General features: G+C 37.7%; 11 protein-coding genes. 2 read left to right on the top strand and 9 right to left on the bottom strand.

The window, feature by feature from the left end; all coding sequences use genetic code 11:
* Positions 1–8: 8 nt before the first annotated feature.
* Together I6G50_RS03320 and I6G50_RS03315 are read right to left on the bottom strand one after the other, a co-directional pair.
* Positions 9–332 (bottom strand): rhodanese-like domain-containing protein, encoded by a 324-nt coding sequence (locus I6G50_RS03320; RefSeq protein WP_197909158.1) that lies wholly within the window; start codon positions 330–332, stop codon positions 9–11.
* A gap of 9 nt (positions 333–341) precedes the next feature.
* Complete coding sequence (locus tag I6G50_RS03315; RefSeq protein WP_197909157.1) at positions 342–629, bottom strand: rhodanese-like domain-containing protein; 288 nt, start codon at positions 627–629, stop codon at positions 342–344.
* A gap of 183 nt (positions 630–812) precedes the next feature.
* Between I6G50_RS03315 and I6G50_RS03310 the strand changes: the two genes are divergently transcribed.
* On the top strand, positions 813–1,508 hold the full coding sequence (locus I6G50_RS03310; protein WP_003134628.1) for a metal-dependent transcriptional regulator: 696 nt from the start codon (positions 813–815) through the stop codon (positions 1,506–1,508).
* A gap of 54 nt (positions 1,509–1,562) precedes the next feature.
* Complete coding sequence (locus I6G50_RS03305) at positions 1,563–3,116, top strand: Nramp family divalent metal transporter (RefSeq protein ID WP_003134629.1); 1,554 nt, start codon at positions 1,563–1,565, stop codon at positions 3,114–3,116.
* Positions 3,117–3,155: 39 nt separating this feature from the next.
* On the opposite strand, the gene I6G50_RS03300 is transcribed toward I6G50_RS03305, so the two are convergent.
* The 7 genes from I6G50_RS03300 to clpB form a co-directional block, all read right to left on the bottom strand.
* Positions 3,156–3,854 carry a TIGR00266 family protein gene (locus I6G50_RS03300; RefSeq protein WP_042753080.1) on the bottom strand — a complete coding sequence of 233 codons (699 nt, stop codon included), beginning with the start codon at positions 3,852–3,854 and terminating at the stop codon, positions 3,156–3,158.
* Between the two features lie 101 nt (positions 3,855–3,955).
* Positions 3,956–4,471: a hypothetical protein gene (locus I6G50_RS03295; RefSeq protein ID WP_197909156.1), complete on the bottom strand. Its 516-nt coding sequence runs from the start codon at positions 4,469–4,471 to the stop codon at positions 3,956–3,958.
* A 125-nt stretch (positions 4,472–4,596) separates the two neighbouring features.
* Positions 4,597–6,546, bottom strand: coding sequence for a cation:proton antiporter (locus I6G50_RS03290; RefSeq protein WP_197909155.1), 1,950 nt, complete (start codon positions 6,544–6,546; stop codon positions 4,597–4,599).
* Between the two features lie 115 nt (positions 6,547–6,661).
* Entirely contained in the window at positions 6,662–7,393 is a 732-nt protein-coding gene (locus tag I6G50_RS03285; RefSeq protein WP_197909154.1) for a class I SAM-dependent methyltransferase, read from the bottom strand.
* A gap of 126 nt (positions 7,394–7,519) precedes the next feature.
* Positions 7,520–8,737 (bottom strand): MDR family MFS transporter, encoded by a 1,218-nt coding sequence (locus I6G50_RS03280; protein WP_197909153.1) that lies wholly within the window; start codon positions 8,735–8,737, stop codon positions 7,520–7,522.
* A 113-nt stretch (positions 8,738–8,850) separates the two neighbouring features.
* The gene (gene ndk / locus I6G50_RS03275; protein WP_003134639.1) at positions 8,851–9,267 is read right to left on the bottom strand and encodes a nucleoside-diphosphate kinase; all 417 of its coding nucleotides are present in this window, start codon (positions 9,265–9,267) and stop codon (positions 8,851–8,853) included.
* Positions 9,268–9,406: 139 nt separating this feature from the next.
* Entirely contained in the window at positions 9,407–12,010 is a 2,604-nt protein-coding gene (gene clpB, locus I6G50_RS03270; protein WP_197909152.1) for an ATP-dependent chaperone ClpB, read from the bottom strand.
* Between the last annotated feature and the right edge of the window lie 99 nt (positions 12,011–12,109).

Here is a 12,109-nt window from a genome sequence, read left to right as displayed (position 1 = left end):
TTAACTTTTTATTTTTTCCTTGTTACTTTTCCTTCCCAGGCCGCCATACCACCTATAACGTTCGTTACTCTATACCCCTTTTTGCTTAATTCCTTGTAAGCTTTTCTAGATCTCATACCTGATTGACAGATGATAAAATATTCCTTGTCTACTGATAACGTGCAAGAAGAAATTTGGGCTAATGGAATGTTTCTTGCGCCCATGATATGCCCATTGTTGTATTCGTAAGGTTCTCTGACATCAATTAATGCGCCAAAGTTCTTCTTTGTCCTTATCTGTGCCGCTAGATCTGCAGTCGTGATATTATTTATTTTTGAAAGTAAACCAAACATAGTTTCTCCTTATACTGCTAAACAGCCTTCCCAAGCATTTGTTCCACCTATGACATTTGTCACATCAATCTTCTTAGATGTAAGCCATTGACAAGCTTGTGCAGACCGTGCACCGGCTTGACAGATAATATAACTGCCATTCTTTATTTCTCCGTAACGTTCATTCATTTCGCTCATTGGAATATTGCGAGCTGTAGGCACATGTCCTGCCTCATATTCAAAGGTTTCCCGTACATCAATAATATCTGCACTATTTTTCATTACCTCAACGAGGTTTGCCATGCTGATTGTTTTCATTCTTTTTTCCTTTACATTTGATAAAACCATTATATACCCCGAGGGGTATATAATGGTTTTATCAAATGTAAAGTTTATAGGAACGAGTTCTTAGCTTCATTTTATTAGGGTGGCCTTATTTTATTGAAAAATAATTAAGGTCGTGCTATAATATGCTTGTTATGATATGAAGGAGAGAATGAATTGATAAAACTAACCAAGAATGAACAGGATTATCTCAAGGCTATTTATACACTAGAACATTTAGGAGAGGAATCAGCGGTCAGCATCCAGTTGGTGGCTAAAAAATTATCTGTCGCTGCACCTAGTGCGACAGAGATGATTAAACGCTTGTCAAAAAAAGAGCTGGTACTTTATGCTCCTTATCGTGGTGTTAGCTTGTCTGACCAAGGCATTGCACAGGCTCGCTTTATCATTAAGAGCCATCGAATTTGGGAAACCTTCTTAGTGGATAAACTTGGCTACTCTGCTGAAGAAGTTCATGATGAGGCGGAAAATTTAGAGCATGCTTCTTCTCCTAAACTTGTTGAATATCTGTATGCTTTACTCGATTATCCTGAAACAGATCCTCATGGTTCAAATATCCCTTCTGAAGTTTTTTGGAAAAAAGATGAAGTAGAAATTCCTCTATCACAAGCTAAAGAGGATGGGAGCTACTACATCACAGCATTAAACACAGAGGCTAAAAACTTTTTTAATAAACTAAATATAAAAAAACCACATTTTATTCGAGTAATTGAACGTCTACAAGATGGCTCAATTATCATTAAGGAAGACAATACTCAGATAACTGTCATTCCTCAATTTTTACAAGAAAGTATACTGCTAATGAAAAGAGCAGGCAGTGTTACTTCTTCTTTAAAGACAGAGGAGATTTAATCTATATCTTATTAAAAACAACTGTTGATTTTTTTCAACTTAGAAAAGGTAAAAATGAACGATCTTAAAAATCAACCTCACAAGTTGATTTACCATACAAATGGGAAATCCCTTCAAGAGATTAATGGGACTGTAAAAGTTCCAAAAGATGGTAAATTTTTCAGAACACTTCTGGCTTATTCCGGGCCTGGAGCTTTGGTAGCCGTAGGTTACATGGACCCGGGGAACTGGTCAACATCAATTACTGGTGGACAAAACTTCCAATATTTATTGATTTCGGTTATTTTGATGTCGAGTTTAATCGCTATGCTCCTCCAATATATGTCGGCTAAGCTAGGTATTGTAAGTCAGATGGATCTTGCTCAAGCTATTCGCGCTCGGACCAGCGCAACTCTTGGCGTCGTTTTATGGGTACTCACAGAGCTTGCAATTATGGCAACAGATATTGCCGAAGTTATCGGTGCAGCAATCGCTCTCTACTTGCTCTTTGACATCCCTTTAATTTTGGCGGTATTTATTACAGTATTTGATGTCTTTATTTTGTTACTTTTAACAAAGGTTGGCTTTAGAAAAATAGAAGCACTTGTGGTCTGTCTGATTTTAGTTATCTTAGTTATTTTCACTTATCAGGTCGCTTTATCTAATCCTGATTGGAAAGGGTTGGTTGAAGGTTTTATTCCAAACACAAGAACTTTTTCAACTTCTCCTGAAATTGCAGGGATGACACCCTTAACTGGTGCTTTAGGTATTATTGGTGCCACAGTGATGCCGCATAATCTCTTTCTTCATTCTTCAATTTCCCAAAGCCGAAAGATTGATCATAGTGATGAAAAAGACATTGCTAGAGCGGTCCGTTTTTCTACTTGGGATTCTAATATTCAGCTTACGATGGCTTTTGTGGTTAATTCTCTCCTATTGATTATGGGTGTAGCGGTCTTCAAAACAGGTGTCATTGATGACCCTTCTTTCTTTGGTCTATATGATGCACTTTCGACCCCTTCTTTGTTGAGTAATGGTATCCTTGCCGATGTGGCCAAGACTGGTGCTTTGTCTACCTTGTTTGCTGTTGCTCTCTTAGCTTCAGGCCAAAATTCAACAATAACAGGTACATTAACTGGACAGATTATTATGGAAGGCTTTATTCATATGCGGATGCCGATGTGGGCGCGTCGACTGGTTACACGCTTGCTTTCAGTTGTCCCTGTACTAATTTGTGTGTTGATGACACGAGGTTACAGCCTTAAAGCTCAACATGAAGCGATTAATAACTTGATGAACAATTCCCAAGTCTTTCTGGCTTTTGCACTTCCTTTCTCCATTATTCCTTTATTGATGTTGACAAACAGCAAAAATGAGATGGGCAAATTTAAAAACAATTGGTTGGTTCAACTGTTTGGCTGGTTCTCCGTCATTGCTTTGACCTATCTCAATCTTATCAGTCTTCCTGCTCAGATAGAAAGTCTTTTCCCTAAAAATTTAAATTATCTCGCAGATGGTATTGCGACTTTCCTTATTATTTTAGTATTTGTTTTGTTGATTTGGACAGTCGTGGAGCTTTACCGAGGGAATAGAAAACTTTCTCTTATCAAGCAGCACCTCTCTGATTAAACAAGTATAAAAAAGCTATGTCTCCATAGCTTTTTTATTTTAACCGTTACTTGGAAGAAAAGGAATAATTGATTTTGCCAAGGCTTCAATATTACGACTCTGAATTAACACCGTACCACGTCCTCTGAACTTGTTAACTAATCCTTCACCTGTTTTAAATCCAAAAGTTCCCGATGCTACTTCAATCGAATAATCAAGGGTTTTACTCCATGCAAGTACATGATGGTTATCAACGATATATTCTTCTGAACCATCTAAGACAATTTCTACAATATCGCCATAGCCATTGATGAGCATACGTCCGTTTCCTTGCGTTTCCATAACAAAAAGGCCACCAGTACCACCGAGAATAGCTCCACTTAATTTTTGGCGCTCCATTGTATAATGTACGTCACCATCACTTGCAAGAAAGGCACCAGTATTTAGACGCCACTGCTCTTGGCCGATGTTCAGCTCTTTTACAGTTCCTGCAGTTGCTGGTGCCAAAGTGATTTGACCGTTAGGACTACTTGACTTAACCTTTGTGATAAAGAAACTTTCCCCACTTGTCATAGAACGTCCAAGAGCTTTTAAGGCACCACCCAAGCCGCCTTTGCCATTGCTGTTCATCTTTCCTTCTAACGTGATTGATGGATTATGATAAACCATTGACCCAGATTCAATCTGGATTTCTTCATTATTTTTTAATGAAACATGGACTAAAGGAAATGCCGAAGTTGAGCTCAATTGATATTCCATAATTTTTATACCTACTTTCTTATTTTTTTCATTATATCATAAACGAACAAGTAGCTAAAAGCCCTTGCTCAGTGCAAAGGGCTTAAATTTGTACAAATATGTTATTTATAATTCACTGTTTTTATCAGTTGACCTTGGCTATCTGTTAATTTTAGGACAAGTTGTGGTTGTTCTACTCCTGCAGACTTCATGGAATCAAGGACTTTATTTGCAATGTCTTCAATTTGGTCACCGTTTGTTGCTAAAAGGCCATTCGCCAAGAGTCCGTTGAGTTTAGATGAGCTCACTTTGTATTCGACTGTTTGCCCATCTGTGGTCGCTTGAGCAGAATCAATAAAACCTTGTGAACGATCCACTATACTGCTGGCATTCCCATTAAGTGTAGATACTATTGCTTCAGGACTAGCGGAAGCAATTTTTCCTGAAGCATCCGTTAAGGATTGAGAATAAGGAATTACTTTAGATATGATATTATTAGAGCTGCTTTCTATAACATAGCGTCCCAGCATTACTAGTCCAAAAAGGATAATGGCAATAATAATAGCAAGTCCCAAAAAGAAACCGATTAATCTCCCTCCTATTCCTTTTTTACTTTTTCTTAACTTTCTTGAAGCCATGATTTCTCCTTCGTCTAACCTTGTTTACTTTTATTTTACATGTAATTATAGCACTTCTTAAAAAAGGAAGCTAGAGTTATACTATCTTGCTTCACACATTAGTACTCTAATATACTACTTCAATCTTATTGACTCTGTAATTGTAAAACTTGGGCATTATTAATTTCTTTAAAAAGTTTATTGCTTGTTTCTTTAGAAATAATACCTGCTTTGACTTGATCCAAGATAAATTGATATTCAAGTTGAAAGGCTTCTATGAGTAACTCATTAGGAATGACTGTTTCCTCTTGGATTTCATTACGAATACGAGAATGTCTATTTTCAAAAACGCGCTTAATTTCCTCAATATCGCTAAAATCAATTACCTTATTCTCTAAACGTTCTTTTTCAAGTCTATCCAGTTTTTCCATAGTTTGTTGGTAAAGTAAATCTTCTAAGTGCCCTAGCTCATTCCTTGTCAGGGCAAGTTCTTGCATTTTATCGGGATCGAATTTTCTTACACGTTTTCGTCTTGTAAAAAGACGTCTTATTTTTTTACTGGTTGAACGCTTGCTACTATTTTCCAAATAGATCCTAAAGTAATCAATAACGGTTGGAGAAAATTGTGCTTGAACCATCTCGGTATCAAGTAAAGTTTCTTGCCAAGCTACTATATCTTCCATCAGCTGTCTGCTCTTATTGTGATCAGGAATTTGTAACCCTTTTTGAGACTGCAACTGCTTTGTGAGACTGCTACGCATCTTGCTGTCTTGAACTACTTGCGCCATATGTAAAATGGCATAGTCAACCATATCATTTCGAATGTGGTCAATATCATCTGAACTTGATGCCGTAAGTTCTGGCAAAAATTTTGGAAGAACAAAGGTTGGTACAATAAGACTAAGGAGGATAACAATAGCCGCCATCGTAATTATAATTTCTCTGTTTTCGCTACTTAAAATAGTAGCATTAATTGGTAAAGAGAAAGCCATGGCTAGGGTCATCGTTCCATGTGCTCCCGAGAGAGCAAAAATGCTGGAATCCTTGCTGCGTTCTGCTTTATCATTAGAAAAAAAGTGTTGTATTGACCGATTTCCTCTTTGATTAGTCCAAAATTTACGAATAAATAACATAAGAAAATAGACTAAAATACTGATAAAGAAGAGCACTATCGATTGACGCCAGCCAAGGGTTCTAAAGATTTCCCAGATTCCAAATAAACTCACCCCTAGAAGGATAAACACGAAGTTATTGAGAATATCACTTAGTATATCCCAAATCGTGTTATTTGTTAATTGAACATTCGTTGAAGTAAGCTTAAGCATATCACCTTCAAAGTTATGAATCAATCCAGCAGCAACGACTGCTAAGATTCCTGAAGTGCCCAAATGTTCAGCTAACAGATATAGAAAGAAAGGTGTCAAAATTGAGATAGGAATGATTGTTGCTTCGGGACGTGTCGCACGGAGATTGATCGCAGTTCTAATACGTACTAAAAATGCACCAACTACTAAACCAATAAGGGTTCCCCCAATAGACACAAAGGCAAACTGCCCAAGTCCCTCCCAGATACTGAAATGCCCACTTTCTAAAACAGATAGACCTAAACTTAGTAAAACAAGACCTGTCGCATCATTAAATAGAGATTCAAACTCCACAGCCTCATTAACCCCTTCGGGCATTTTTTTGCCCGCTATAATGGACTTAACTGCAACAGCATCGGTAGGTGTAACAATCGCTGCAAAACATATTGCCAGAGGAAAGACCCAGCTTCCCATGATATTGTTCATTAAGGCTGCAACAAAAAGTACAGTAACTACTGCTAAAGTTATCGACAGGAAAAAAATGCCTCTAAAATTTTTCCTTACCTCTTTTAATGAAGTCTTGCTTCCCTCATAGAACATGAGCGGAGCAATGATAAGCATCATAAAGAATTCAGGTTCTAACTCAAAGTGCCGAAATTCCGGCAGAAAACTTAATAAGATACCAACTCCAATCAGGATAAAAGTTTCGGATATTTTTGGGAAAAATTCTTTAATTATATTTGCGACAATGACCGCTACCATCATCACAGCTATAAAGCTTACTGCTGACATAAAACACCTTTTTCTAATTTTTCTATTCTTTCAGTATAACACATCCCCTAAATAGCTTTCAAGATTCTATACAATAAGAAGAAAACTCTGGAAAGTTTTCTTTCCAGAGTATTTTCTATACCTTTTTGACAGAGAGGAGCAGCATCATTGGACGTCTTAGTTCATCCTGCATTCCTTCTAAATGAAGCATATTTTTAGGCGGTCGAGGCTCAATCACATATTGGAGTTCAAAGCCCAACTGAAGTAAGGTATTGATATAAGTAGTCAAAGTACGGTGGTATTTAGTAACAGCCTCACCTAAGAAGAAAACTTCACGTTTTCCTTCATAGTAATACTTGTCTACAGGATAATGTGAGATTTCACCCTTTTCATTATAAATCCAATCCTGATGTCCAGAGGCTGTAAAAATTGGATGTTCAACAGAAAAGACAAACTCACCTCCTACGGCTAGCCACTCGTAGATATGAGAAAAAAGAGTAGTTATATCCTCAATATAATGTAAAGCTAAGGAACTTAGCACCACATCAAAAGAATCAGGTGCAAGTTTTAAATCTTCCATTGCAATACATTGATAATTAATTTTAGAGTCAAAATTTTTATTCTTAGCAATTTCCAACATTTTACTTGATATGTCGGTGCCTAACACATAGCTTGCGCCATGTTCGGTTGCATACTTACAATGCCAGCCATAGCCACATCCAAGATCCAGTACCTTTTTATTTTGAAAATCTGGTAGAATCTTTTGTAACTCTGTCCATTCTCCTGCTCCGCTTAGACCTTCTTTTGAACGCGACATTTGTGCATATTTAAAAAAGAAGGCTTGATTATTGTATTTATTTTCTTTCATTTATAATTCTCCCATGTAAATTTCATCCTTTATATCTACATGGGTTTAATCAATTTTTTGTGCAATTATTCCTTTAGTCATCGCTTATACTCCCTATATTTATTATAACATTCTCTTTCTAAAAAACTATAGCGCCTCATGCATCCGAATCGCTCGTAATGAAGGTACTATGCCCAGAAGAATGATAACCACCATGATTAGAGCCATACCTACATTACCATAAATGGCTGATAAAGATACCAGTACTCCTGAAAGTACTGCCGCTACAGGTTGGGTGACCGAAAAAGCTCCTGTATAAGTTCCAACATGCTCGCCTTCCATGAGATCGGCTCTCAACGCTTGTGAAAATGGTACAAGAATCATTTCTCCTAGGGTAGCGACTACTGCCGCAGTCACCTCCCAAGTTAAGTTATGTCCTAAGAAGGCAATAATAAAACCCAGACCTTGTAAAATGATACCTAAACCAATACCGGTACGGCGCGACCAATTCTTAGTTAAGTGATTCATTTTACTCATAAAAAACACAATAATCAAGGTGTTGATGAGGAGAAAAAGAGTCAGCATTCTTTGACCATAGAGTTCGAATCCTAAAATTCTAGTCGTAGAGAAACTATCACTTAAGTGAACAGGCAAATAATAATCAATTTGATTAAAAATCATAGCAATAAAGACCGATGCAAAAAGATAAGACATAAAGACAGTATCTTTAGCCACGAAGAAATAAGCTTGGATAATATTCGGTGTTTTTTTCTCTTGTTTCTTTTCAGGATCAAATGACTCATCTATCCAAAAGAGCACCACGATGAAACTTAAGATTTCTTCAATAGTAATCACGAGCAAAAGCCAAACCAGATAATCTCGGAAAAACCAACCAGAGAGTCCTGAGCCAATCATGATAGCAAAGTTGATAATCCAGTATTGGATACTGTAAACTGTCCGTCTATTTTCACTTGTTGTCAGATCGACAATCATTGCCTGACTTGCAGTATTAAAAAAACCGAAGCCAAAATTCACAATCAAAAACCCCAAAAATGTTACCCAGGGATTAAAATAAAAGCTAGAGTTAGCAAAGGTCGCCAGCGCGGCCCCTAGTGCTGTAATAGCGGTTGAAAAGAGCATCACGGGGCGACGGCCTTTAATATCCGTTAAGTGACCAGCATAAAGCCCCACCAAAAAAACCATAACTGAACTTACGATGAGCAAGAGTCCTGTTATTCCTGCTCCCATATATTTATTATAGTAGATGGTCATTGATCCACCAACCGTGCTAAAACAAAGTGCTCCTAAAAAGTTCATCACCAGACGAATTTTTATCGTCGGATGAAGCCCCCAAAATTCTTTCATCTTTTCCTTTTTCTCCTTTTTAAATAGCAAACACAAAAAGACCCCCTTTTATGTTTGCAGCATAACAGCTCAAACCTAAACGGAAAGCCTTTGTCCTTAGAAATTATTTCAAGTTATGAAAACCAGAGCGAAATCTCTCGTTCAGCCGATTCAACTGAGTCTGATCCATGGACAATATTTTTAATGGCTTTACCTTTTTCCGGTGACTGAGCAAAGTCTCCACGAATAGTCCCTGGCTGAGCTTGAACTGGATTTGTAGTTCCCATCATCGTACGCCAACAAGATATGGCTTCTACACCTGATATTACACCTACAACAACAGGACCTGAAGTCATGTAATCGCGAATGCTAGGATAAAAATCTTTAGCTACTAGCGCATCGTAATGTTTGTCAATCAATTCTCCATTAGGGGCTGAACGTAATTCTAATTTTTCCAGCTGAAAACCACGTCGCTCGATTCGTTTCAATATTTCGCCTACTAAACCTCGCTCTACTCCGTCTGGTTTAATAATAAAGAAAGTTTTTTCCATGATTGACTCCTTCGTATGTATAATGATTATATTTTACATCTAACAACTATAATTTGTCAAGAATTGTCTGTAAATTTAGGCAATAAACTATATTCTAAACAAAAAAGCCCGGAAAACTCGGACTTTTTTGTAGCCTTCCCTAATCAACGATAGGTTGAATATCAAAGTCTACTTTATTATCTACTAATTTAACTAAAACTTTAGTTTTAGGTGGAATTTTTCCTGAAATGATTAATTTAGCAAGTGGATTTTCAATGGCTTTAGTCAAATAGCGTTTTAATGGACGTGCACCATACGCAGGATCATAAGCATTTTCTGCAATCCACACCTTTACTTCTTCACTCAGTTCAAGCTCTACTGACATTTCTTCTAAGCGTTGAGTCAACTGTCCAGTCATCTTAACAATAATATTCTTGATGTTATTAAGTGACAATGGTTTGAAGAGGATTGTATCATCGATACGGTTTAGGAACTCAGGTTTAAAGTGCAGACGTAATTGTTTCATCACTTCTTCACTAGTTTCTTCAGAGATTTCTCCTCGATCATCTGCATTATCCAGTAGATATTGTGAGCCTACATTTGAAGTCATAATCAAGACAGTATTCTTGAAATCCACCAAGACACCTTTAGAATCTGTCAAGCGACCATCATCTAAGACTTGTAAGAGGATATTGAAGACATCAGGATGTGCTTTCTCAATCTCATCAAGCAAGATAATGGTATATGGATTACGTCGGACAGCTTCTGTTAATTGTCCACCTTCATCATAACCGACATATCCTGGAGGCGCTCCGACAAGTCGTGACACACTATGTTTTTCCATGTATTCACTCATGTCGATACGCACCATATGCTCTTCGGAGTCAAACAGATTTTCTGCCAGAGCTTTAGCCAATTCGGTTTTACCTACACCTGTTGGGCCCAAGAAGAGGAAAGAACCGAGTGGACGATTTGGATCTTGAATACCAGCACGTGCACGGATAATAGCATCCGATACAGCTTCCACAGCTTCATCTTGCCCCACAACACGTTGATGTAAAGTTTCGGGTAAATGGAGCAGTTTTTCGCGCTCACCTTCCACTAATTTTGTCACAGGGATACCTGTCATACGACCGACAACTTCAGCAATCTGTTCTTCCGTAACTGATTCTTGAACTAAGCTAAGATCATCAGATTTTGCTTTACTTTCTAACTCTTTTAAGGCCTTTTCGATTTCTGGGATTTTACCATAACGTAAAGCTGCAGCCTTTTCGAAGTCGCCTTCATTTTGAGCTTCTTCTAGTTCATGACGAGCACGTTCAAGCTCATTTCTTTTTTCAGAAATGTTACCAACTTCTTTTTTCTCAGCTTCCCATTGAGCTTTGAGTTGATTATTTTCTTCACGCAGCTCCGCAATTTCTTCACGAATAATAGCCAGACGTTTCTTAGAAGCATCATCTCGTTCTTTTTTGAGCGCTGCTTCTTCGATTTCCAACTGCATCAGGCGACGGTTTGCTTGGTCGAGCTCTGTTGGTAAAGAATTCATTTCGACACGAATAGTCGCACTGGCCTCATCGACCAAATCAATCGCTTTATCGGGAAGGAAACGGTCAGTGATATAGCGATCAGAAAGGGTTGCTGCCGCAACTAAAGCATTGTCATGGATTGTAACTCCATGGTGAATCTCAAAACGCTCTTTCAAACCACGAAGGATGGAGATGGTATCTTCAACTGTGGGTTCTGTGACTAAAACTTTTTGGAAACGACGCTCTAAGGCTTTATCTGTTTCCATATATTTACGGTATTCATCAAGAGTTGTCGCCCCAATCAGATGAAGTTCCCCACGCGCAAGCATCGGCTTCAAAAGGTTACCTGCATCCATTGAACCCTCAGTTTTACCTGCACCAACAATCGTATGGAGTTCGTCAATAAAAAGAATGATTTGACCATCTGCTTTTTTCACTTCATTCAGTACAGCTTTTAGCCGCTCTTCAAATTCCCCACGGTATTTTGCACCAGCGATAAGTGCACCCATATCCAGTGAGAAGACAGTCTTGTCTTTTAGATTTTCAGGGACGTCTTTACGTACGATACGTTGAGCCAACCCTTCAACAATTGCCGTTTTACCTACACCAGGTTCACCGATAAGAACAGGGTTGTTTTTTGTTTTACGTGAGAGCACACGAATAATATCACGGATTTCTTCATCACGTCCGATCACAGGGTCTTGTTTTCCAGATTTGACTTGAGCGACAAGGTCTACCCCATATTTCTCAAGTGCTTTGTATGTTTCTTCTGCATTTTGACTTGTCACTTTATCACCTCCTCGTAAGTTTTCAATTGCTAATTTTGTTTTTTCTTTGTTCAGTCCATTGTGCACCAAATATTCAGTTAAAGGATTTTTCTTTAACTCAAAGAGAGCCAAGAGAACAACTTCCGTTGAGAGATATCCATCGCCCATCTCTTTTGCTATCTTATCTGCTGCAGTAAAAATTGTAAATAGATCTGAACTTAAGTTTTGTCCATAAGTTATGTTACTTCCCTCAATAGAAGAAATTTTATCAATTTCCTTTTCGATAAGGTTAGTAAATTCTTCAATATCAATTTCTAAATCTTTGTAAAAATTAAAAGCAAAACTATTTGGTTGTACAAAAATCCGCCATAAATGTGGTACTTCAATCACTTGATGATGGCGAGTCTGCGCAATTTGTTGCGCTTCATAAAGTGCTTGTTGCATAGTCGTTGTCATTTTTTCGATGTCCATAATGCACCTCGATTCATTTCATATTAATGTAGTAATTTTCTCATTTTTCTTACTACCTTTTTATTATATCTCTTTGGTCAGTAAAGGTCAAACAATTTG

This window comes from Lactococcus garvieae, from assembly GCF_016027715.1.
Classification (GTDB): domain Bacteria; phylum Bacillota; class Bacilli; order Lactobacillales; family Streptococcaceae; genus Lactococcus; species Lactococcus garvieae_A.
This window is presented reverse-complemented; position numbering and strand designations above follow the sequence as displayed.

Coding starts and splice junctions, on each gene's coding strand:
- I6G50_RS03320 (WP_197909158.1), bottom strand. CDS start 332: ATGTTTGGTTTACTTTCAAAAATAAATAATATCACGACTGCAGATCTA.
- I6G50_RS03315 (WP_197909157.1), bottom strand. CDS start 629: ATGAAAACAATCAGCATGGCAAACCTCGTTGAGGTAATGAAAAATAGT.
- I6G50_RS03305 (WP_003134629.1), top strand. CDS start 1,563: ATGAACGATCTTAAAAATCAACCTCACAAGTTGATTTACCATACAAAT.
- I6G50_RS03300 (WP_042753080.1), bottom strand. CDS start 3,854: ATGGAATATCAATTGAGCTCAACTTCGGCATTTCCTTTAGTCCATGTT.
- I6G50_RS03295 (WP_197909156.1), bottom strand. CDS start 4,471: ATGGCTTCAAGAAAGTTAAGAAAAAGTAAAAAAGGAATAGGAGGGAGA.
- I6G50_RS03290 (WP_197909155.1), bottom strand. CDS start 6,546: ATGTCAGCAGTAAGCTTTATAGCTGTGATGATGGTAGCGGTCATTGTC.
- I6G50_RS03285 (WP_197909154.1), bottom strand. CDS start 7,393: ATGAAAGAAAATAAATACAATAATCAAGCCTTCTTTTTTAAATATGCA.
- I6G50_RS03280 (WP_197909153.1), bottom strand. CDS start 8,737: ATGAAAGAATTTTGGGGGCTTCATCCGACGATAAAAATTCGTCTGGTG.
- ndk (WP_003134639.1), bottom strand. CDS start 9,267: ATGGAAAAAACTTTCTTTATTATTAAACCAGACGGAGTAGAGCGAGGT.
- clpB (WP_197909152.1), bottom strand. CDS start 12,010: ATGGACATCGAAAAAATGACAACGACTATGCAACAAGCACTTTATGAA.